The organism is Nocardioides pinisoli, from assembly GCF_024199985.1.
Classification (GTDB): domain Bacteria; phylum Actinomycetota; class Actinomycetes; order Propionibacteriales; family Nocardioidaceae; genus Nocardioides; species Nocardioides pinisoli.
In genome coordinates, this window is the sequence record NZ_JANARS010000002.1 from 450,061 (window position 1) to 469,970 (window position 19,910).

Consider the following 19,910-nt stretch of genomic DNA (forward strand, 5'->3'; position numbering starts at 1 on the left):
TCCGAGGGGTCGGACAGGAGGCGGCCGGGTGGACGTGACGCACATGGAAGCGGTGTGCGCCGGACTCCCGGGCGCCTGGCCCGACAACCCCTGGGGCCACGAGCACCCGGTCTACAAGGTCGGCCCGGGTGACCGAGGCAAGATCTTCGCCTTCCTCGGGGCGACGACCGTCGGGGTCAAGGCCGGCGCGACGCGCGAGGTGGCCGACGAGTGGCTGCACCGCTACCCCGACGACGCCGGCGTGATGGCCTACATCGGCCGGTCCGGGTGGAACGACCTGGCACTGGCCGGCGCCATCCCGGACGACGAGCTGGTCGAGGCCGTCGAGGAGTCCTACCGGCTGGTGGTCTCGAAGCTGCCGAGACGCGACCGGCCGGAGGGCTGGGAGGGCGTCAGCGGCGGTGGCGCATCATCGTGAGGCCGACCATCCTCGACACCACCATCGCGACGTAGAACACCCCGACCATCATCTCGACCATGACGACCGAGCGGGCCTGCTCGCCGACGGCGACGATGTCCGACAGGCCCACGCTGGTGAGCGTCGAGAAGGACAGGTAGAGCAACTCGAACCACGACTGGTCGAATCCCGACGCGTTGGTGAAGGACTCGGGCCAGACGACCTGCACGACCGCGAACACGTGCGCGAACCCCCACGCCACCACGGTGAACGCCGCCCCGGTGGCGTAGTACTCGTCGGTGGTGACCTCGTCGTCGTGGAACAGGTAGCGCAGCATCGCGTAGGACACGTAGAAGTAGAACGGCGCGTGCAGCAGGCCCGAGACCAGGACGACCTGGTCGGTGTCCGGGAAGACGGCCTCCAGCAGCGTGAACACGATCGTCGGGGCGCCGAGGAAGAAGACGACGCGGCTCACGTGCGGCGTACGCCGGACCGCGAGCACCGCGGACCCGACGGCGAGCATCCCGATGACGCCCAGGAGCGCGCCACCGATCCGCGACCCCCCGAGGAACGGCCACGCGAGCACCTGGAGCAGCTGCGCGGCGAGCAGCATCGCGGACGGGTGCGCGGTCACCTGGCGAAGTGGTCTGCTCACGACGACGCAGTCTAGGGACGCGCGGATCACCGGCACGGCGACGCTCCGCTGGGCTAGGTTCGCCCCGTGGGCGAGCGAGCGGGGCGATGGGTGGCCGGCGGCCTGGCCGTCGTGCTCCTCGCGCTGCTGGTCGCGACCGGGCTCGTGGTCGCCGGTCGGGACGAGGTCGACGAGGGGCTCACCACCGCCCAGCACGACGTCGCCGCGGCCGCGCGCACCGAGGCGCTCGCCTTCCTCACCGTCGACCACCGCGACATGGACCCGCTCGTCGACGCGGTCCTCGACGGTGCGACCGGCGACTTCGCGGAGCAGTACGCCGCACAGCGCGAGACCCTGACGAGCGAGGCCGTCCGCACCGAGGCGAGGTCGACCCCGGAGGTCGTCGCGCTCGGCGTGGGCGACCAGGACGATGACTCGGCCACGGTCCTGGTGGCCGCCAACAGCACGGTGACCAACGCGGGCACTGGCAGCGACGGCCAGGTCCGCTACTACCGGCTGCGCTTGCGGCTCGTCCGCGAGGACGGGCGCTGGCTCACCAGCGACCTGCGGTTCGTGAGGTGACCGCCATGACCGACGGGACGAGCGCGACGAGCAGGACGACGACCCGGTGGGTGGTGGTGCTCGCTGCTCTAGTGGTGCTCGCGGCCGCCGCCCTGGTGTGGGTGCTCCGCGACTCGCGCGACGTCGCCGGCGCCGACGTCACCGCCGCCGACGCGGCGGACGCCGCCGTGGCGTCGTCCACGATCAAGGAGTCCGCGCGACGGGGCGCCGCTACAGGCGCACGAGTGGCCTACAGCTACTCCTGGAAGTCGCTGAGCTACGACAAGGCCGCCGCCCGCAGGCTGATGACGCCGTCGATGCGTGAGCGCTATGACCGCACCATGGCCGGGGTCACCACCTCGAGCCGGCGCGACCACACGGTGGTCCGGGCCGAGGTCGTCGACACCGCGCTGGTGACCGCCTCGCAGACGTACGCGCGGGTGCTGGTGTTCGTCAACCAGCGCACGTCCGGCAGGGGCCTGGAGCGCCCGCGGCTCGACCTCGACCGCGTGCTCGTGACGGTGGAGCGGGTGGGTGGCGACTGGCTGGTCAGCGAGCTCGACGCTCTGTAGGGACACGGGCAAGCCGCGGACCGGCCCTTGTGGCGGGGCCGCCCCGACGGAAGGATCCGCGACGTGGACGACGTGACGACCGACCTGCTGATCATCGGCGCGGGCCCGACCGGCCTGTTCTCCGCCTACTACGCCGGCTTCCGGGGGCTGAGCGTCGCGGTGGTGGACTCCCTGCCCGAGCTCGGCGGCCAGATCACCGCGATGTACCCCGAGAAGGCGATCCTCGACGTCGCCGGCTTCCCGAGCGTCAAGGGCCGCGACCTCGTGGAGGGACTGGTGGCCCAGGCGGCCACCGCCGATCCGACGTACCTCCTCGACCGGACCGCGACCACGCTCGAGCACGGTGAGGACCAGGTGGTCGTCACACTCGACGACGGCACGACCGTGACGGCCGGCGCGGTGCTGATCACCTCGGGCATCGGCAAGTTCAGCCCGCGCCCGCTGCCGGCGGGCGACGGGTGGGTCGGACGCGGCATGGAGTTCTTCGTGCCCAGCTTCGCGCCCTACGCCGGCAAGGACGTGGTCATCGTCGGAGGTGGCGACAGCGCATTCGACTGGGCCCAGCACCTCGAGCCGATCGCCGCCTCGGTGACGCTCGTGCACCGCCGCGACGCGTTCCGCGCCCACGAGCGCACGGTCGCCGCGGTCAAGGACTCGAGCGTCGAGATCATCACCAACGCCCAGGTGACCGAGCTGCGGGGGGAGTCCCACCTCGAGGAGGTCGTGGTCAGCGTCGACGGGCAGGAGCCGCAGGTCCGCAAGGCGCAGGCGCTCGTCGCCGCCCTCGGCTTCATCGCCGACCTGGGGGCGATCCAGCAGTGGGGCCTGGAGACGCAGAAGCGCCACGTGGTCGTCGACTCGTCGATGCGGACCAACCTGCCGCGCGTCTTCGCCGCCGGCGACATCACCGACTACCCCGGCAAGGTGCGACTCATCGCGGTGGGCTTCGGGGAGGCGGCCACCGCGGTCAACAACGCCGCGGTCGTCCTCGACCCGTCGGCCCACGTCTTCCCCGGCCACTCCAGCGAGGGGTGACTACCCGCGAGTAGGCATAATGGCCCGGTGCGCATCGCCATGCTGTCCTACCGGAGCAAGCCTCATTGCGGAGGGCAGGGCGTCTACGTACGGCACCTGAGCCGCGAGCTGGTCCGTCTCGGCCACGAGGTGGAGGTGTTCTCCGGCCAGCCCTACCCGGACCTGGACGAGGGCGTGGGGCTCACCAAGGTGCCGAGCCTCGACCTCTACCGCGAGCCCGACCCGTTCCGGGTGCCGCACGTGCGCGAGTTCCGCGACCTGATCGACGTCGAGGAGTTCCTCACCATGTGCACGGCCGGGTTCCCCGAGCCGAAGACCTTCAGCTCGCGTGTCGCCCGGCTGATGAAGGAGCGGGCCGGCGACTTCGACGTCGCCCACGACAACCAGGTGCTCGGCACCGGCATCCTCGAGCTCGAGTCGCTCGGCCTCCCGGTCGTCGCGACGATCCACCACCCCATCACGATGGACCGCCGGATCGACCTCGAGACCGCGCCGACCCGTCGCAAGCGGCTCACCCTGCGCCGGTGGTACGGCTTCCTGCGCATGCAGACCAAGGTCGCCAGGCGTTACCGCACGGTGCTGACGCCGTCGGAGTCCTCTGCCCGCGACGTCGCGCGCGACTTCGGGGTGGACCCCGCGCGCATCCGGACCGTCCTGCTCGGCGTGGACGACGTGTTCGCCCCGCCCACCGCCCCGCGGGTGCCCGGCCGGATCCTCGCCATGGCGAGCGCCGACGCCCCGATGAAGGGCATCGCGACGCTGCTCGAGGCCTTCGCCAAGCTCGCCGTCGAGCGCGACGTGTCGCTCGTGCTCGTGACCAGGCCGGAGCCGGGCGGGCGCACCGAGCGGCTCGTCGACCAGCTCGGCATCGCTGACAAGGTGTCCTTCGTCAACGGCGTCAGCGACGCCGAGCTCGTCGAGGTGATGGGGTCGGCCGAGGTGGCCTGCGTGCCGTCGCTCTACGAGGGCTTCTCGCTCCCCACCGCCGAGCTGATGGCCTGCGCGACCCCGCTGGTCGTCTCGCGTGCCGGCGCGATCCCGGAGGTCGTCGGGCCGGACGGCCAGTGCGCCGACCTGGTGACCCCGGGCGACGTGGGCGAGCTTGAGCAGGCGATCGCGGCGCTGCTCGACGACCCCGAGCGACGTACGACGATGGGCGCGGCGGGACGCGCCCGCGTCGAGGAGCTGTTCAGCTGGCGGGCCGTGGCCGAGGCCACCGCAGCCGCCTACCAGGAGACCATCGCCGCCTTCCACGCCGAGAGGGCCAGCCAGGAGGAGAGCCGCCGTGCTGACCGTTGACTTCGACCGGCTCGGCCTGCGCCCGGGCGACCGGGTGCTCGACATGGGCTGCGGCGCGGGGCGCCACGCGTTCGAGATGTACAAGCGGGGCGCCGACGTCATCGCCTTCGACCAGGACGCCGACGAGCTCGCGACGGTGCGCGAGTGGTTCGCCGCCATGCGCGAGGCCGGTGAGGTGCCGGCCGGTGCCGAGGCCGACGTCAAGGAGGGCGACGCGCTCGCGCTGCCCTTCGCCGACGGCGAGTTCGACCGGGTCGTCGCCGCCGAGGTGCTCGAGCACATCCACGCCGACGTCGAGGCGATCAAGGAGCTGGTCCGGGTGCTGCGCCCGGGGGGCACCCTGGCGATCTCCGTGCCCCGCTGGCTGCCCGAGGTGGTCAACTGGAAGCTCTCCGACGACTACCACAACGCCGAGGGCGGTCACATCCGCATCTACACCGCCCAGGAGCTCGTCGACAAGGTCACCAAGGCCGGTCGCCCCAACGACGGCACCCCCGGCGACGCGATGGTCTTCACGGGGCGCGACCACGCCCACGGCCTCCACACGCCCTACTGGTGGATCAAGTGCGCCGTCGGCGTCACCAACGACGACCACCCGCTCGCGAAGGCCTACCACCGGCTCCTGGTGTGGGAGATCATGAAGAACCCCAGGGCGCTGCAGGTGGCGGGCAAGGTGCTCGACCCGCTGATCGGGAAGAGCATGGTGCTCTACTTCCGCAAGCCGGCATGACCGACGTCCTCACCCGCGGCCAGGTCGAGCAGACCGCCGCGTCGATCGCGGCGGCGCAGGAGCCGTCCGGCGCCATCCCGTGGTGCCCGGGCGAGCACACCGACGTCTGGAACCACCTCGAGTCGGCGATGGCGCTGATGGTCGGCGGGCAGCGCGACGCCGCCGAGCGCGCCTTCGCGTGGGCGCGCGCCACGCAGCGGGCCGACGGGTCGTGGCCGATGAAGGTCGTCGCGGGCGAGGTCGAGGACCACTCCGGCGAGACCAACATGTCGGCCTACGTCGCCGTGGCCACGTGGCACCACTGGCTGGTCGAGCGCGACGAGGCGTTCGTCCGCCTGATGTGGCCCACGGTGCGGCGCGCCCTCGACTTCGTGGTCTCGATGCAGCTGCCCTTCGGGGGCATCGCCTGGTCGCAGGAGTGGGCCGACGACGAGCCCGCGCGGGTCAACGAGGACGCCCTGCTCGCAGGCTCGTCGAGCATCCACCACTCGCTGCGCGCCGGCGTCGCGCTCGCGGAGCTGGTGGGGGAGACCCAGGTCGAGTGGGAGCTGGCCGGGGGTCGCCTCGCCCACGCGCTGCGGGAGCACCGCGACCTCTTCCTGGACAAGTCGAACTTCTCGATGGACTGGTACTACCCCGTGCTGGGCGGGGCGGTCCGCGGACCGGAGGCCCACGCGCTCCTCGCCGAGCGCTGGGACATCTTCGTCGAGCCCGGCCTCGGCATCCGGTGCGTGTCGGAGAACCCGTGGGTGACGGGAGCCGAGACGTGCGAGCTGGTGATGGCGCTCGACGCCCTCGGCGACCGCGCCCGGGCCCTTCAGATGCTGGCGGACATGCAGCACCTGCGCACCGCCGACGGGTCCTACTGGACGGGCTACGTCCTTCCCTCCGGCCCCGGCGAGCCGGGCGTGAACTGGCCCGTCGAGCAGACGACCTACACCGCGGCCGCGGTGGTCCTGGCGGTCGACGCACTCGGCGGGGGCACCCCCGGCGCCGACATCATGCGGGGAGCGACGCTCGGTGCCGACTTCGCGGAGATCGGCCTGGAGTGCGGCTGCCCGTCCCCCGACGGGTCAGCCGAGCGGGTCGCCGGCGCCGCCGGTCGTACGGCGTAGCACCCGCATCGAGCCGACCACGTCGACCTCGGTGAAGGCGCCGCTGGCGAGCGCGGGGAGGTAGATGTCCTCGTACGGCGGCCGGCCGCCGTCGGCCGGGTCGGGGAAGACGTCGTGGATGACGAGCACCCCGTCCGCCATGACCCAGCGCGGCCAGGTGCGGAAGTCGGTCCGCGCGGGCTCGACCCCGTGACCCCCGTCGATGAACAGCAGCGAGAGCGGCGTGCGCCACCACGCGCCCACCGTCTCGGAGCGGCCGACGACCGCCACCACGTGCTCCTCCAGCCCGGCAGCCGCGATGGTCCGGCGGAACGTCGGCAGGGTGTCCATGAGGCCGAGGTCGGGGTCGACGAGGCTGTCGTCGTGGTGCTCCCAGCCGGCCTGGTTCTCCTCGGAGCCCCGGTGGTGGTCGACGGTGAACACGGTGCCGCCGACCTCGCGGGCGGCCGCGCCGAGCCAGACGGCAGACTTGCCGCAGTAGGTCCCGACCTCCAGCGCCGGGCCGTGCGGGAGCCGCTCACGCGCCCAGCGGTGCAGCAGCTCGCCCTCGTCCTCGGGCATGAAGCCCTTCGCGGCGCGGGCGTGGGCGAGCAGGTCGGCGGGCATCACGGGAGACGACCCTAGTGCGGTCACACCGACGTCCTGGCACACGTCGGGTGGGTGAAGGCACACCCACCCACAGAGGAGCAGTCATGAGCAACCACACGATCGTCATCCCCGCCCCGGACCTGGAGACCGCGACGGCGTTCTACCGCACCGCCTGGGGCGCCGAGCCGCACACCGAGACGCCCTACTACGTGGGGTTCAACCTCGACGGCCAGGAGATCGGGCTCAACCCCGCCGGTGAGCGCGACCGCATGACGGGCCCGGTCGTCTACTGGCAGACCGACGACCTCGCCGCCAAGGTGGCCGAGGTCGAGGCTGCGGGAGGCACCGTCGTACGCCCCGTGACCGAGGTCGGTGGCGGGACGTCCCTCGCGCTGATGACCGACCCGGCGGGCAACCAGGTCGGGTTCATCACCCAGGGCTGACCGAGGAGCCGCCGGCAGCGTCGTCGAGCTGCCCGGGCTCGGCCCCGCTGTCGGCGCTCAGGCCCTGGCGCCAGGTGTTCCAGTGCCAGGTGAGGTAGCGGTCGACCGCGCGCACCGCGTGGGTGCTGCGCACGGAGTGGAAGACGTCGAAGGCGTGCTGCGCCCCCGGCAGCTCGGCGTAGACCACCGACCTCGCGGACGTGCGACGCAGCTCGGCGACGAACAACCGCGCCTGCTCGACGGCGACGAGGCTGTCGAGGTCGCCGTGGATGACGAAGAAGTCGGGTGCGTCGGGCGTGATGCGGAGGATCGGGGAGGCGGCCTCGTAGACGTGCGGCGCGTCCTCCCACGTCGTCTGGAGGACGCGCGGGCCGAGGAAGGCGTCGCGCATCTCGATCGCGTTGGCGAGACCGGTCGACCCGGCGAAGTCGTAGACCCCGTAGAACGGCACCGCCGCCCGCACGGAGGTGTCGGCGTCCTCGAAGCCGGGCTGGAACTCCGGGTCGCCCGGCGTCAGCGCGGCCAGGGCGGCTAGGTGCCCTCCGGCCGACCCGCCGGTGATCACCAGGTAGTCGGGGTCGCCGCCGTGGTCGGCGATGTTGTCCCGCACCCACGCGATGGCGCGCTTGACGTCGACGATGTGGGCGGGCCACGGGTCGCGCGGGGAGAGTCGGTAGTTGATCGCGACGCAGACCCAGCCCTTGGCTGCCATCCGGTTCATGAGCGGGCGGGCCTGGTGCTCCTTCTGGCCGACCGACCAGGCGCCGCCGTGGACCTGCAGCAGCACCGGCGCGTCCGTGATCGCGTCCTCGGCCGCGGGGAGGTAGATGTCGAGGTGGCCGCGGCGGCCGGCCTCGGAGTAGGGCAGGTTGCGGATCACCCGGACGGCGTCGTCGCGGAAGTCGAAGGGCCGCGCGAGCCGGCGCCACGTGGTGGCCAGGTCGGCCGGGTCGGGAGCCTCGTCGAGCTGCTCGACGTAGTCGACGCCCAGGCCCTCGACGAGGGCCTCGTCCAGGACGCCGGCGGCCCGGTGGCTCTGCCGCACCATGTGGGTCAGACCGAGCGTGCTGGCCGCGGCGAGGGCGAGACCGGCCTTGGCGCGGACGCCCTGCCGGCGCCCCTTCGTCAGGTGGGCGGCGGCGTCGAGTGCGGTGAGCGCCAGCACCTGCGGCGCGGTCTCGCCGAAGAGCCACCCGGCGGCGAACGACGACAGCCCACTGCGCCGGCCCCGCGGCGGCCGCAGGGCGTTGGCGGTCAGAGCGGCGATCACGGTCTGGCGCGACAGGAAGCTCACGCCCGTCATGTTACTCGCCGGTATGCCTCACAGCACGAAGACGACGACCAGGATCGCGGTGACGAGCAGCGAGACCAGCACGGATCCCATGCAGCCGAGACGGTTGCTGAAGAAGAAGAACATCGGTGCCTCCATCGAGACGGGCGTGCGGACGACGACGCCGTACCCACCCCGCTCGACCCGATCCCTCCGCCTCACCCCTGCGCGGGCGTCGGAAACCCAGGTGCCTCGATGGCCGGCGCCCGCTACGGTCCTGCGTGATGACGACGGGGATGCACGCGGACGAGCTCGTGGCCGACGACGAGACCGTCCGGCGCCTCGTCGCCGACCAGTTCCCCCAGTGGTCCTCGTTGCCGGTACGTCGGCTCCCGCCCCTCGGCACGGACAACCAGCTGTTCCGCCTCGGCGACGACCTGCTCGTCCGGATGCCGCGCATCCCGGGGCCGGCCGAGGCGGTGGCCTTCGAGCACACGTGGCTGCCGCGCCTCGCGCCCCACCTGCCCGTGACGATCCCCGCCCCCGTGGGGCTGGGCGAGCCGGGCGACGGCTTCCCGTGGCCCTGGACGGTCGTGCCGTGGATCGAGGGCTCGACCCCGACCGAGTCGTCGTACGACCCGCAGGAGTGGGGCGCCGAGCTGGGCGCCTTCGTACGGGCGTGCCGCGCGGTGCCCGGCATGGACGGACCGGTGGTGACCGAGGGCAGGGGCGGGCCGCTTCCCGCGCTCGACGCCTGGGTGCGGGAGTGGACGGAGAAGGCGGACCCCGCCGCGGTCTCCCGCGACGCGGTGCTCGCCGTGTGGGAGGACGCCCTCGCGGCACCGGCGTACGACGGAGAGCCCTGCTGGTTCCACGGCGACCTCCACGACGGCAACATCCTCGTGCGCGACGGCCATCTCATCGCCGTCATCGACTGGGGTGCGGCCGGTCGCGGAGACCCGGCGATCGAGCTGAACGCGATGTGGGGCTACGTCCCGCCCGCGGCCGCCGAGCCCTACCGGGAGGCCGTCGGGCTCGACGAGGCCGCCTACCGGCGTGCTCGCGGCTTCGCGCTGGCCCCGGCGATCAGCGGCTGGACCTACTACCGCGACACCGCCCCCGAGACCTCCCGCGGCGCGCTCGAGACCGTGCAGCGGCTGATCGCCTCGCTGGACTGACGCTCAGGTCTCCAGGCAGAACTCGTTGCCCTCCGGGTCTGCCATCACGACGAGCTCGTCCCGCTCGACGATCACCCTGGCGCCCAGTGCGGCCAGCCGGTCTCGTTCGGCCTCGAGCGGGCCCATCACGCGGAGGTCGAAGTGCAGACGGTTCTTGGCCGACTTCCCCTCGGGCACCTTCTGGAACCAGAGGTTCGGGCCACCCCAGCCCGCAGGCTCGACCCAAGCCCGCTCAGCCCTGCTCTCCTCGTCGACGTCGGAACCGAGCGCTTCAGCCCAGAACGCCGCCACGACCAGGGGTTCGTTGCAGTCGAAGGTCACGGACTTCACGAAGGACGGCATGGGGGCAACGTAGACCCGCCGGGCGAACGGGTGCGACCGGGTTGTTGACCTTGCCCCGACGGGAGGCCGCAGGGTCGTCGCACCGGTGACGGACACCGGGGAGGATGGGGACGATGACGACGGACCTCTGGACGATCGGCGACTTCGCCCGCGAGTCGGGCCTGACGCCGAAGGCGCTGCGGCTGTACGACGAGCTGGGCCTGTTGCGGCCGGTTGAGGTCGACCCGGGCTCGGGCTACCGCCGGTATGCGCCGGCGCAGCTCACGCAGGCCCGCCTGGTGGCGACGCTCCGGCTGGTCGGCATGCCGCTGGTCCGGATCCAGGAGGTCCTGCAGGCGCGGCCCGCCGCGGCGGCGAGGCTCGTCGAGGCCTACTGGCTGCAGGTCGAGCAGGACACGTCCAGCCGCCGCGACATCGTCGCCGTCCTCGTCCATCAGCTCGAGAGCGAGGAACCCACCATGACCACCTCCACCCACACCCTGCGCAGCGAGATCGGCACCAGTCACCGCCTGGGCGGCCGGGCGCGCCAGCAGGACGCACTCATCGCCACACCCGGGCTCCTGGCCGTCGCCGACGGGTTCGGCGAACGCTCCGACCTCGCCGCCGCGGTGCTGGCCGCGTACGAGTCGGGTGGCCTCGACGACGCCGTCGCGGTCGTGGCGTCCGAGGTCACCGACGCCCTGCCCGATGCGCCGAGGTCGGGCACGACGCTGACCGCCGTGGCGATCGAGGGTCGTACCGCCTCGGTGACGCACGTGGGGGACGGACGCGTGTGGCACGTACGCGGGCAGCAGGTGCGGCAGGTCACCCACGACCACACGGTGGTGGCGGCGCTGCTCGACAGCGGTCAGCTGACGGCGGACGAGGCCCGCTCCCACCCGCACCTCAACCTGCTCAACCGGGCCCTCGGGCCGGGCGTCGTCCCGGACGAGGTCGAGGTCGGGCTCGAGCCCGGGGACCGTCTGGTGCTCACCACGGACGGCGTCCACTCGCCCGTGGAGGACCTCGCGGCGCTGCTGGCCTCGCAAGTGACGGCCCAGCAGGTCGCCGATGACGTCGCGAACGCCGTGGCCGCCGCCGGTGAGCCCGACAACCACACGATCATCGTGGTCGACCTGTCGTGACGCTCCTGTGGGACGGGGCCCGCAACGTCGGCGACCTGGGCGGACTTGCGCTCGTTGCGGGAGGCGAGACCGCGCGTGGCCGGATCTATCGGTCGGCCGCGCACGAGTGGATCACGGGACGTGGATGGGTCCATGCGCGTCAGGCTGGGGTGACGACCGTCGTCGACCTGCGCAACGACATGGAGATCGGCCGGACCAGTGAGCATCCGGTCCTCGACGCCGGTGCCACGGCCGGGATCACATTCGTGAACGCCCCCACCGAGAACCCGCGCGACGCGGAGTTCCTGCGGCAGTGCGGGCCGTGGCTCGATCACCCCTGCTCCTGGACCACCAACATGCAGATGTACCCGGAGAAGATCTCGCGCGTGCTCGACGTGGTCGTACGAGCCACCTCTCCCGTCCTCATCCACTGTGCCGGGGGACGCGACCGCACTGGCATGATCGGCTCGCTCCTGCTGCTGCTCGCAGGGGCCGCTTCCGCGTCGATCGTGGCGAACTACGAGGCGGGTTTTCGTGGCGCAGCAGAGCACCGCGGGCACGGGTGGTCCTTCGACCAGGTCGCTGGAGAGTGGGTGTCCTCTGCCGGCGAGGTGTGGACCGGGGACGAGCTCGACGCGGCGTTGGACGACCGCCGTCCGGCCCTGCTCGACTGGGTCGAGACCTTCGATGCGCAGTCCTACCTCACCGCGGCCGGCGTGGATTCAGTCACCAGACGTCGGCTGGAGCTGCTGCTCATCGAGTGAGTCGGTCCGCAGGGCCAGGCGAACCCTCCCTGCACGTGCCTGTGGCCCCGCTACCTGGGTGGTGGCGGGGTGCGGGGCGGGGTCATGGTCGGCGGGGGCGTGGGATGCCGGGCGGGTCCGGCGGGTCGGCCGACCTGGTGGGCGGTGGGTCGATCGAGCTCGTGCCGGTGTGGTCGCGGCGGTAGCCGTGCCCGTGGGGGCTGGTCCACTCGAAGACCCCTGGCGCGACCATCGCGTAGCGCCAGGCCGAGTGCGTCTTCAGCCGGTGGTGGGAGCGGCACAGGCAGGCCAGGTTCCAGGTGGCGGTGGGTCCGGGTTGGGGTCGGCCTTCGGCTTCGGCGTCGGGGTCGTGGGGGATGACGTGGTCGATGTCGGCTCGCCGCGCGGGGCGGGTGCACCACGGGAAGACGCAGGTGCGGTCGCGGAGAATGACCTGCTCGCGCATCTTGTCCGGCACCTGGTAGGCGTCGGTCGCCAGCTGGGTGTTGAGGTCGATGACGGGCTTGATGGTGACCTTGGTGCGGGTGTCGGCGCACCAGGACTTGATCTGGTCGAGCAGGACCAGCCGCTGGCCTTCCTCGAGCCGTCCGGTGGGACCGAACACCGTCGACAGTCCGTCGAGGTGGGCGGCGAAGTGGGCGTGCAGCACGACCTCCCGCGCGGCCGGCAGGCGCTGCGGGTCGGCGCCCGTGTCGCTGTCGCTGTTGGTGCTGGTGTCGGGGTTCGTGCTGGTGTCGGTGCTGGTGTCGGTGCTGGTGGCGGTGGTCTGGGCCGCGGTGCCGGTGCCTCGGGTGTGGAGGTCCAGCGCGGTCTGGGTGCGGGCCAGGTCACCGAGGGCCTTGGCCCGGCGGACGTCGAGGGACTCGGTGGACCCGAGTGTCTTCAACGTGGCGGCGCCGTGGACGAGGGCGCGGTCGACGTCGAGGGCGTCGGCGATGTCGAGCTCGGCCTCCATCCGCATCGTGCCGGCGTAGTGGACGTCCTGGGTGTCGATGCTGGCGTGGCGGGGGTCGACGTGGAGCCAGCCGTCCTCCGGGTCCGCTGTCGGGTCAGGCTCGGCGAGGTCGAACCGCTTGATGGCTTCGGCGACGAGCCGGTCGAGCTGGGCGGGGCCGACCTTCCCCGCCACGGCCGCGACCTGCGCGTCGACGAACCCCGCAGCCTCAGGAGTCAGTGACGGGCACGAGTGGATGGTGGTCTCGGCGACCAGCCGGGCCCGCCACGCTGGCACGGCGCCGGCGTGCACCTGTGCCCATAGGCGTGGGAGGCGGTGGCGCAGCTCGAGGGCGTGGCCGACGAGCTTCTTCGCCGCCGTCGTCGACACCCCGAGGACGCTGCCGAGCTCGGCGACGCAGAACTCGGCCACGAGCGGGCATCCCTCACCGGCGATGGGTTCTTCGTGCTCGCGGCCGCCGGCGGGGAGGGAGAACACGGCCGCGTCGTGGATCGACTCCGGCGGGTGGAGGTCGGCCCATTGCGCGGCGAGGAGGAGCTGGCGGGCGGCCTCGGCCTGCTCGACGTCGCGGGAGGCCTTGATCGTCGCGAGCAGACCAGAGGCGGTGAGGTCCTCGACCTCACCTGCTCCGGGCCCTGCCAGCGTTTCGATCATGTGTTCGATTGTACGGTGGGCCACCGACAGCGGCCGCTGTCGAAACGGCCCGGGTGTGGACGGTCGCTGGGCGACTTTCGGACGCGTTTCGGGAAGGACTTCGTCCCTCCTCAACCAGCGAGGGTGGCGGGTGCTGGGTCTCGATACGCCCGCTCGTTCCTCGCGGGCTACTCGACCAACGAGGAACCAGAGGGTGTGCGGGTCTCGATACGCCCGCTCGTTCCTCACGGGCTACTCGACCAACGAGGGCGGCGGGCGAGGGGTCTCGATACGCCCGCTCGTTCCTCGCGGGCTACTCGACCAGCGGGGGCCGGCGGGCGCGGGGGTCTCGATACGCCCGCTCGTTCCTCGCGGGCTACTCGACCAGCGAAGAGGGCGGGTGTGCGGGTCTCGATACGCCCGCTCGTACCTTGCGGGCTACTCGACCAGCGAGGAACCAGAGGGTGTGCGGGTGTCGATACGCCCGCTGGTTCCTCGCGGGCTAATCGACCAGCGAGGAAGGAGCTGGCGCGCGGGCTGCTCGGCCAACGAGGTGGGCGGGCGACCGGCTAGTGCAGGTGCTCGGCGAAGAACGCGAGGACCGCGTCGACGGCCACTTGGGAGCGGTGCTCGGTGACGGTGGAGTGACCCTTGCCCTCGAGCTCGACGCGGATGAAGGCGTCGCCGAGCTCGGTGGTGAGGGTGTCGAAGCGCCTGCCGACCGCGGGGTCAGAGCGGTAGCGGATGCCGAGCACCTGCTGGCCGGCGGCACAGCGGCCCCGGACGACATCGAGGTCGCCGGGGGAGAGGTTGACGTCACGTGACCGCGCGGGGGTGAGGGCGGCGGGCGTGCTGGGCTGGCAGAGCACGGGTGCGGTGACCGAGTCGTCGACCATCATCGCGAGGGCGAAGCCTCCCGTGAAGCACATGCCGAGGGCGCCGACGCCCGGTCCGCCGAGCTCCTCGTGGAGCTCGCGGGCGAGCGAGCGCAGCCAGGTCGCGACCGGGGAGGTCTCACCGACGCGGAGCTTGGTGAGCTCCCGGCTGACGCACACCTGGCCGATCGCCCGCACGATCGAGCCCGCGCTCGCGGGCGCACCGTCGGTGCCGAAGAGGCTAGGCATCACGACCGTGTGACCGGCGTCGACCACCTCCTGGGCGAACGCCGTCACCGCCGGGGTGATGCCGGGGATCTCGTGGACCACCACGACACCCGGGCCCGTGCCCCTGCGCCACACGGTGTGGGTCGTCGGCCGGCCGGCGACGTCGGCCGTGTGCGTGCTGCGGGTCCAGCCCTCGAGTGTGTCCACGGGAGGAATGTCGCAGCCCGGAGACCCCCAGCGGAAGGGGCCGGCCGGAGGGCGACGCTAGAAGGTGTAGCCGAAGGCCTCGAGGTCCGGGGCGTAGACCTCGGCCACCCTGGCCCTGGTCGCGTCGGTGTAGTAGTCGCGGTAGCTGCCGTGCGGCGACTTGTTGCGGTGCGGCACGTGGACCGAGTCGCCGCCCAGCCGCCGTTCGACCTCGGCCAGGTCGTCGGCGAAGCGCTCGGTGCGGCCGACGAAGTCGACCTCGCGGTCGGGCGCCTTCAGGTAGTCCACCTGCGGCCGGCCGACCCGGGGCAGCTCGTCGGTGCCCCGCAGCACGAACTCGTCGAAGCCGGAGTAGGCCGCCGCCGCCCGCCACATGTCGTTGCCGCGCATCCGTGTCGCCGCCGCTCCCTGCGGCCGGCCGCTCGACGGACCCCACTCGCGGTCCCAGTCCTGGATCATCGACCACCACGAGACCATCCGCGCCCACGGGTTGCGCACGAACGCGAAGGACCAGTAGTCGGCCGTCTGCGGCTCCGCGCGCAGGATCCGGGCGTACGGCGCGTGCCGGCCGAGCGGGGGAGTGACGCCGGGTGCCTTGCTCCGGGCGTCGGGGCAGCAGCGCTCGAACGCCACCCCGACCGAGACGCCGCCGGTCTTGGGCACGTGCACGAAGAGCGCGCGCTTGGCGTCGGAGATCAGCACGGCGCGAGGCTAGCCCACGCACCGGTGACAGGCGTGGTGCGGGATGATCGGCCGGTGATGACCTTCCTCGAGCTCGGGCCCGGGCGGGACTTCGTGCTCCTCGCCCTGCCCAAGACGGCGAGCACCGCCCTCGAGCGGACGCTGGCGCCGTACGCCACCGAGGTGGTCAGCGCGCCGCCGGGACGCAAGCACCTGCCGGCACGTGGCTTCGTGCACACCAGGGCGCACGAGCTCGCCGAGCAGGGGCACCCGCGGGAGTCCTACGAGCTCGTCACGATGTTCCGCGAGCCGATCTCCTGGCTGGAGTCGTGGTGGCGCTACCGGGCGCGCGACGACAGCCGGCAGTCGACGGCCGACATGACCTTCGAGGAGTTCGCGCTCCACTACCTCGCCGGCCACGACGACGCCCCGGTCCCGAAGGGGCGGCCGGCACGCTTCATCCACGCGCAGGGCGCCGTTGCGGTCGACCGGGTCTTCGCCGTCGAGCGGCCCGACGTGTGGTCGGCCTGGTTCAGCGAGCGGATCGGCCGTCCGCTCGACTTCGAGCGGCGCAACGCCTCCACCGCCGAGCACGGGGAGCTGGGCTTCGCCACCCGGGAGGCGCTGGTCGCGCACTTCGCCCCGGAGTACGAGGTGTGGCGACGGCTCGAGGCGACCGGCGAGTGGTCGGGCGCGCGCGGAACCGCCCTGCGGACCCTCGCTCAGTCGTAGGTGTAGCCGAACAGCTCGATGTCCTCGGCGTAGACCTCGGCGACCCGCTGCCGGGTCTCGTCGGTGTAGTAGTCGTGGTAGGTGCCGTGCTTCGACTTGTTCTTGTGCACCGGGGTCGACGGTTCCAGGCCGAGCTGGACCTGCACCCGCTGCAGGTCCTCGACGAAGTTCTCCGTGCGGCCGATGAAGTCGACCTCCCGGCCGCGCTTGGGGGCGCGGAGGTAGGTGATCTGCGGCGTCCCGACGCGAGGCAGCTCCTCGGTGCCGCGCATCACGAACTCGTCGAAGCCGGAGTAGGCCGCGGCCGCGCGCCACATCGCGTTGCCGTCGCGCATCGAGCCGTGCCGGACGTCCTGCGGCTTGCCGCTGCTCGGCCCGTGCCGGCGGTCCCAGGCCGAGATCATGGAGTACCACGACACCATCCGGGCCCACGGGTTGCGGACGAAGCCGAAGGTCCAGTAGTCGATCACCTGGGGCTCGGTCTTGATGATCTTGCCGAGCGTCGCGTGGCGGCCGATCGGGATCCGCGCCTTGCGGGCGTCGGGGCAGGCCTCCTTGACGGTCTCCTCGACCGACACGCCACCCGTCTTGGGGACGTGGACGAAGAGCACCTTGCGCGAGTCGCTGATCAGCACGCGGCGAGGTTATCCCACGGTGGCGGCGCTCCTCGCGCGCCCGATGCCCCTAGCATCGCGGCGTGACGACGACGGGGGACGCGCGTGGCTACCGCGCCTCGCAGAAGGCGCTGCACTGGCTCACCGTGCTCGCCGTGGCCGCCCAGCTCGCGGTCGGCTACCTGCTCGACCTCGACGGCGACTGCGACCCGGCGGGGGAGGACCGGAGCGGCGGCGACACCAGCGACGCCGAGGAGGAGCGCCTCGACCGGCTCGAGGACCAGTGCGAGGCCCGCGCCGACGACTACGACCTGCTCGGTGGAGGGTTCGACCTCGCCGAGCTGCACCTCGCGCTCGGCCTGACGGTCCTGGCGCTGGGCGTCGTACGTCCGCTCTGGCGCCGGGTCGCCGGCCTGCCGCCGTGGTCCGAGCACCTCTCGGCCGGCCAGCGACGCCTGGTCCACTGGACCGAGCGGGCGCTGCTCCTGCTGCTCGTCGTCGTCCCGCTCAGCGGGATCGTGCTGGTCGCCACCGGCGACGACGCCTGGCTGCCGCTGCACGTCGGCGCCCACGTGGCGTTCTTCGTGGCGCTCGCGGCGCACCTGTCGACCAACCTCAGGCCGGTCGTCCTCCGCCGGATGCTCTGAGGCGCGGCTGGCGTCAGGCCTCGAGCGGCCAGCCGCGCTGCGCCCAGCCGCCGGTGCCGCCGGCGACGTTGATCGCCGCGATGCCCTGCGCCCGGAGGTGGTCCACGACCTGGCGGCTGCGGCCGCCCGCCTGGCAGATGACGAAGACCGGCTGGTCCTGCGGGAGCTCGGCGACCCGGGCGGGGACGTCGTTCATCGGCATGTGCACCGCACCGGGGACGCGGCCGCCGGCCACCTCGTCGGCCTCGCGGACGTCGAGGACGTAGGCCCCCTGGCTGTGGGCGGCTGCGAACTCGTCGAGGCCCACCTCGTCCTGCGGGCCGTTGGCGGCGGCCTCCTGCGCGGCGGCCACCTCCTGGCGTACGGCGTCCATGTCGAGGCCGCGGGCCTGCTCGATCACGCCGGCCAGGGCCTGCGGCGGCAGCGCGCCGGCCTGGTTGAACAGCAGGATCCCGTCGCGGAAGAGCATCAGGGTCGGGATCGAGGTGATCGCGGCCATCTGCGCCAGCTGCTGCTCGGCCTCGGTGTCGACCTTGCCGAACACGATGTCGGGGTTGTCCTCCGACGCCTTCTCGTAGACGGGCGCGAACTGGCGGCACGGCCCGCACCAGGCAGCCCAGAAGTCGACGAGGACGATGCCCTCACCGCTCACGGTCTGCTCGAAGTCGGCCAGGGTCAGCTCACGCGTGCTCATGACCCAAGCCTGCCACGGACTACCAGCCGCGCTCGCGCCACTCCGCGAGGTGGGGCCGCTCCTCGCCCAGCCGTCCGTCGTCGCCGTGGCCGGGGTAGAACCAGGTCTCGTCGGGGAGCCGGTCGAAGATCTTCGTCTCCACCTCGGTGAGGAGCTGGGCGAAGGCGTCGGCGTCGCCGAAGGTCGCGCCCACGCCGCCGGGGAAGAGGGAGTCGCCCGTGAACAGGTGCGGGGACGGGGCGACGTCGGGGTCGTCGAAGAGCAGGCAGATCGAGCCCGGCGTGTGTCCCGCGACGGGGATGACGACGAGGTCGCACGGGCCGACGGCCACCTTGTCGCCCTCGCCCACCCGGCGGTCGACGCGGACGCCGGTCTGCTCCTCGATGGCGTCGGCGTCGGGTGCGCCTGCGACGACGAGCGCCGACGGGTGCGCGGCCTTGACGGCGGCCAGTGCCCGGTGGTGATCCCGGTGCTGATGGGTCGTCACGATCGACAGCAGCGAGCGGTCGCCGATCAGCTCGAGCAGCCGCTCGGGCTCCGCCGCGGCGTCGATGAGCACGACCTCGTCGGTCACCGCGCAGTGCAGCAGGTAGCAGTTGTTGGACATCTCGGGGTCCACGGCGACCTTGGTGACGGTCAGCTCGCCGAGCGGGCGGACGTCGGGCTCGCCGCCGGGGGAGACCTCGCCTGTGTAGGACTCGTTCACCATGACTCCACCTCCGGGAGCTCGTGCGTGTCGGACGTGAGGCCCTCGCCGGAGCCGCGGCCGGTGAGCCACCAGCCCAGCGCCGCCGACGTACCGGTGATCACGGGGACCGTCCCGCCGTCGTCGTTCTCCAGCGGTGGGCCGTAGTGCCAGGCGCGGTCGAGGTCGGTGGGTCTCACGTCGAAGGGCGCCGGGTAGGGGCGCTTGGTCATCGACTCCAGCAGGATCACCCGGAAGTCCTCGGGCCAGTCGTCGGCGGTGTAGCCGCAGCCGAGGTCGGCGTGGTGGATCTCCACCTCGCGCAGCCGCATCAGCACGACGTTGTGCAGCGCGAAGTCGGGCCCTCCTGGGGTGCGCTCGAAGCGGCCCTCCCAGTCCTGCTCGTGCATCGCGGCGAGCGCCTCGCCGAAGAGCGCGGTGGAGGCCAGGAAGCGGTCACGCAGCTCGGCTGGGGCGGCAGCGGCGAGCTCCTCGATGTCGGCGTCGCGCCTCTCGGGTGAGGCGTACATCGGCTGCGGATGGCCCACGTGCGCGCCGTGCAGCACGCCTGCGAGCCCCTCGGCGTTGAGCGTGAGGTGCGCCACCACGTGCGCCCGCGTCCAGCCGGGGAGTTGGGACGGCTCGGCATACTGGGCGTCGGAGAGCGCGTCGACCGTGCGGACGAGCGCTCGATCGGCTCGGGCGATGGTGTCCGGGTCGGGTCTCGGGACGTCGATCACCCGCCCATCGTGCCACTTCGACGGACTGCCCAGCCTCCACCCTGCCGGGTGGACGATGGGCCCGCTGTCGGTGCTGCGTGAGAAGGTGGAACGGTGCGTCGGCTTGCGCGCGACGCCGCCCTGGGACGAACATGTGTTCGACTCCGTCCCCATCAGATCGTCACCGCCAAGACGAGGACCCAGAACGA

Annotated in this window: 24 protein-coding genes; 13 read left to right on the forward strand and 11 right to left on the reverse strand. The window is 72.3% G+C overall.

Annotated elements, in window-relative coordinates; genetic code table 11:
• The first annotated feature begins 28 nt into the window (after positions 1 to 28).
• Positions 29 to 418, forward strand: coding sequence for an MmcQ/YjbR family DNA-binding protein (locus tag NCI01_RS06235; protein ID WP_254180604.1), 390 nt, complete (start codon positions 29 to 31; stop codon positions 416 to 418).
• On the opposite strand, the gene NCI01_RS06240 is transcribed toward NCI01_RS06235, so the two are convergent.
• Entirely contained in the window at positions 393 to 1,052 is a 660-nt protein-coding gene (locus NCI01_RS06240) for an ion channel (protein WP_254180605.1), read from the reverse strand. The genes NCI01_RS06235 and NCI01_RS06240 overlap by 26 nt on opposite strands.
• Before the next feature lie 66 nt (positions 1,053 to 1,118).
• On the opposite strand from NCI01_RS06240, the gene NCI01_RS06245 reads away from it, so the two are divergent.
• The 6 genes from NCI01_RS06245 (at position 1,119) to NCI01_RS06270 (ending at position 6,343) form a co-directional block, all read left to right on the forward strand.
• Positions 1,119 to 1,613: an Rv1363c family protein gene (locus NCI01_RS06245; protein ID WP_254180606.1), complete on the forward strand. Its 495-nt coding sequence runs from the start codon at positions 1,119 to 1,121 to the stop codon at positions 1,611 to 1,613.
• A gap of 5 nt (positions 1,614 to 1,618) precedes the next feature.
• A complete protein-coding gene (locus tag NCI01_RS06250) occupies positions 1,619 to 2,164 on the forward strand; it encodes a hypothetical protein (RefSeq protein ID WP_254180607.1) in 546 nt (181 codons plus the stop codon).
• 63 nt (positions 2,165 to 2,227) lie between these two features.
• Positions 2,228 to 3,199, forward strand: coding sequence for an NAD(P)/FAD-dependent oxidoreductase (locus NCI01_RS06255; protein ID WP_254180608.1), 972 nt, complete (start codon positions 2,228 to 2,230; stop codon positions 3,197 to 3,199).
• A gap of 27 nt (positions 3,200 to 3,226) precedes the next feature.
• A complete protein-coding gene (locus NCI01_RS06260) occupies positions 3,227 to 4,498 on the forward strand; it encodes a glycosyltransferase family 4 protein (RefSeq protein WP_254180609.1) in 1,272 nt (423 codons plus the stop codon).
• Positions 4,485 to 5,228, forward strand: a complete 744-nt coding sequence (locus NCI01_RS06265; protein ID WP_254180610.1) for a class I SAM-dependent methyltransferase — start codon at positions 4,485 to 4,487, stop codon at positions 5,226 to 5,228. Before NCI01_RS06260 ends, NCI01_RS06265 begins: the two co-directional genes overlap by 14 nt.
• On the forward strand, positions 5,225 to 6,343 hold the full coding sequence (locus NCI01_RS06270; protein WP_254180611.1) for a prenyltransferase/squalene oxidase repeat-containing protein: 1,119 nt from the start codon (positions 5,225 to 5,227) through the stop codon (positions 6,341 to 6,343). The genes NCI01_RS06265 and NCI01_RS06270 overlap by 4 nt, the downstream gene beginning before the upstream one ends.
• Here the strand turns inward: NCI01_RS06270 and NCI01_RS06275 are convergent.
• Positions 6,302 to 6,949 (reverse strand): class I SAM-dependent methyltransferase, encoded by a 648-nt coding sequence (locus tag NCI01_RS06275; protein ID WP_254180612.1) that lies wholly within the window; start codon positions 6,947 to 6,949, stop codon positions 6,302 to 6,304. The two genes, NCI01_RS06270 and NCI01_RS06275, sit on opposite strands and share 42 nt — an antisense overlap.
• Before the next feature lie 86 nt (positions 6,950 to 7,035).
• Between NCI01_RS06275 and NCI01_RS06280 the strand changes: the two genes are divergently transcribed.
• Complete coding sequence (locus NCI01_RS06280) at positions 7,036 to 7,374, forward strand: VOC family protein (protein WP_254180613.1); 339 nt, start codon at positions 7,036 to 7,038, stop codon at positions 7,372 to 7,374.
• Here the strand turns inward: NCI01_RS06280 and NCI01_RS06285 are convergent.
• Positions 7,361 to 8,668: an alpha/beta hydrolase fold domain-containing protein gene (locus NCI01_RS06285; protein ID WP_254180614.1), complete on the reverse strand. Its 1,308-nt coding sequence runs from the start codon at positions 8,666 to 8,668 to the stop codon at positions 7,361 to 7,363. The two genes, NCI01_RS06280 and NCI01_RS06285, sit on opposite strands and share 14 nt — an antisense overlap.
• Before the next feature lie 260 nt (positions 8,669 to 8,928).
• Here NCI01_RS06285 and NCI01_RS06290 point away from each other — a divergent pair, with 260 nt between their 5' ends.
• Positions 8,929 to 9,822 carry an aminoglycoside phosphotransferase family protein gene (locus NCI01_RS06290; RefSeq protein ID WP_254180615.1) on the forward strand — a complete coding sequence of 298 codons (894 nt, stop codon included), beginning with the start codon at positions 8,929 to 8,931 and terminating at the stop codon, positions 9,820 to 9,822.
• Positions 9,823 to 9,825: 3 nt separating this feature from the next.
• Here the strand turns inward: NCI01_RS06290 and NCI01_RS06295 are convergent, their stop codons facing one another.
• Positions 9,826 to 10,164: a VOC family protein gene (locus NCI01_RS06295; protein ID WP_254180616.1), complete on the reverse strand. Its 339-nt coding sequence runs from the start codon at positions 10,162 to 10,164 to the stop codon at positions 9,826 to 9,828.
• Positions 10,165 to 10,277: 113 nt separating this feature from the next.
• Here NCI01_RS06295 and NCI01_RS06300 point away from each other — a divergent pair, with 113 nt between their 5' ends.
• Entirely contained in the window at positions 10,278 to 11,288 is a 1,011-nt protein-coding gene (locus NCI01_RS06300; protein WP_254180617.1) for a MerR family transcriptional regulator, read from the forward strand.
• The gene (locus NCI01_RS06305; protein WP_254180618.1) at positions 11,285 to 12,031 is read left to right on the forward strand and encodes a tyrosine-protein phosphatase; all 747 of its coding nucleotides are present in this window, start codon (positions 11,285 to 11,287) and stop codon (positions 12,029 to 12,031) included. Before NCI01_RS06300 ends, NCI01_RS06305 begins: the two co-directional genes overlap by 4 nt.
• 82 nt (positions 12,032 to 12,113) lie before the next feature.
• On the opposite strand, the gene NCI01_RS06310 is transcribed toward NCI01_RS06305, so the two are convergent.
• From NCI01_RS06310 to NCI01_RS06320, 3 genes are all read right to left on the reverse strand, one after another.
• Complete coding sequence (locus NCI01_RS06310) at positions 12,114 to 13,640, reverse strand: HNH endonuclease signature motif containing protein (RefSeq protein ID WP_254180619.1); 1,527 nt, start codon at positions 13,638 to 13,640, stop codon at positions 12,114 to 12,116.
• A 548-nt stretch (positions 13,641 to 14,188) separates the two neighbouring features.
• Positions 14,189 to 14,929 (reverse strand): dienelactone hydrolase family protein, encoded by a 741-nt coding sequence (locus tag NCI01_RS06315; RefSeq protein WP_254180620.1) that lies wholly within the window; start codon positions 14,927 to 14,929, stop codon positions 14,189 to 14,191.
• 57 nt (positions 14,930 to 14,986) lie between these two features.
• Entirely contained in the window at positions 14,987 to 15,631 is a 645-nt protein-coding gene (locus NCI01_RS06320) for a sulfotransferase family 2 domain-containing protein (protein WP_254180621.1), read from the reverse strand.
• A gap of 54 nt (positions 15,632 to 15,685) precedes the next feature.
• Here NCI01_RS06320 and NCI01_RS06325 point away from each other — a divergent pair, with 54 nt between their 5' ends.
• A complete protein-coding gene (locus tag NCI01_RS06325) occupies positions 15,686 to 16,342 on the forward strand; it encodes a sulfotransferase family protein (protein ID WP_254180622.1) in 657 nt (218 codons plus the stop codon).
• Here the strand turns inward: NCI01_RS06325 and NCI01_RS06330 are convergent.
• Positions 16,333 to 16,977 (reverse strand): sulfotransferase family 2 domain-containing protein, encoded by a 645-nt coding sequence (locus NCI01_RS06330; RefSeq protein ID WP_254180623.1) that lies wholly within the window; start codon positions 16,975 to 16,977, stop codon positions 16,333 to 16,335. The genes NCI01_RS06325 and NCI01_RS06330 overlap by 10 nt on opposite strands.
• A 62-nt stretch (positions 16,978 to 17,039) precedes the next feature.
• On the opposite strand from NCI01_RS06330, the gene NCI01_RS06335 reads away from it, so the two are divergent.
• The gene (locus tag NCI01_RS06335) at positions 17,040 to 17,603 is read left to right on the forward strand and encodes a cytochrome b (RefSeq protein WP_254180624.1); all 564 of its coding nucleotides are present in this window, start codon (positions 17,040 to 17,042) and stop codon (positions 17,601 to 17,603) included.
• Positions 17,604 to 17,616: 13 nt separating this feature from the next.
• Here the strand turns inward: NCI01_RS06335 and NCI01_RS22635 are convergent, their stop codons facing one another.
• From NCI01_RS22635 to NCI01_RS06355, 3 genes are read right to left on the reverse strand one after another with little or no spacing between them, the layout of a single operon-like run.
• The gene (locus NCI01_RS22635) at positions 17,617 to 18,297 is read right to left on the reverse strand and encodes a thioredoxin domain-containing protein (RefSeq protein ID WP_308213192.1); all 681 of its coding nucleotides are present in this window, start codon (positions 18,295 to 18,297) and stop codon (positions 17,617 to 17,619) included.
• A 19-nt stretch (positions 18,298 to 18,316) separates the two neighbouring features.
• Positions 18,317 to 19,006, reverse strand: a complete 690-nt coding sequence (locus tag NCI01_RS06350; protein WP_254180625.1) for an MBL fold metallo-hydrolase — start codon at positions 19,004 to 19,006, stop codon at positions 18,317 to 18,319.
• Positions 19,000 to 19,722 carry a maleylpyruvate isomerase family mycothiol-dependent enzyme gene (locus NCI01_RS06355; RefSeq protein WP_254180626.1) on the reverse strand — a complete coding sequence of 241 codons (723 nt, stop codon included), beginning with the start codon at positions 19,720 to 19,722 and terminating at the stop codon, positions 19,000 to 19,002. Before NCI01_RS06355 ends, NCI01_RS06350 begins: the two co-directional genes overlap by 7 nt.
• Positions 19,723 to 19,910: the final 188 nt, after the last annotated feature.

Bases quoted from the DNA above. Each gene is read 5' to 3' on its own strand.
- NCI01_RS06250 (WP_254180607.1), top strand. From the start codon at position 1,619: ATGACCGACGGGACGAGCGCGACGAGCAGGACGACGACCCGGTGGGTG.
- NCI01_RS06270 (WP_254180611.1), top strand. From the start codon at position 5,225: ATGACCGACGTCCTCACCCGCGGCCAGGTCGAGCAGACCGCCGCGTCG.
- NCI01_RS06275 (WP_254180612.1), bottom strand. From the start codon at position 6,949: ATGCCCGCCGACCTGCTCGCCCACGCCCGCGCCGCGAAGGGCTTCATG.
- NCI01_RS06280 (WP_254180613.1), top strand. From the start codon at position 7,036: ATGAGCAACCACACGATCGTCATCCCCGCCCCGGACCTGGAGACCGCG.
- NCI01_RS06290 (WP_254180615.1), top strand. From the start codon at position 8,929: ATGACGACGGGGATGCACGCGGACGAGCTCGTGGCCGACGACGAGACC.
- NCI01_RS06295 (WP_254180616.1), bottom strand. From the start codon at position 10,164: ATGCCGTCCTTCGTGAAGTCCGTGACCTTCGACTGCAACGAACCCCTG.
- NCI01_RS06300 (WP_254180617.1), top strand. From the start codon at position 10,278: ATGACGACGGACCTCTGGACGATCGGCGACTTCGCCCGCGAGTCGGGC.
- NCI01_RS06310 (WP_254180619.1), bottom strand. From the start codon at position 13,640: ATGATCGAAACGCTGGCAGGGCCCGGAGCAGGTGAGGTCGAGGACCTC.
- NCI01_RS22635 (WP_308213192.1), bottom strand. From the start codon at position 18,297: ATGAGCACGCGTGAGCTGACCCTGGCCGACTTCGAGCAGACCGTGAGC.
- NCI01_RS06350 (WP_254180625.1), bottom strand. From the start codon at position 19,006: ATGGTGAACGAGTCCTACACAGGCGAGGTCTCCCCCGGCGGCGAGCCC.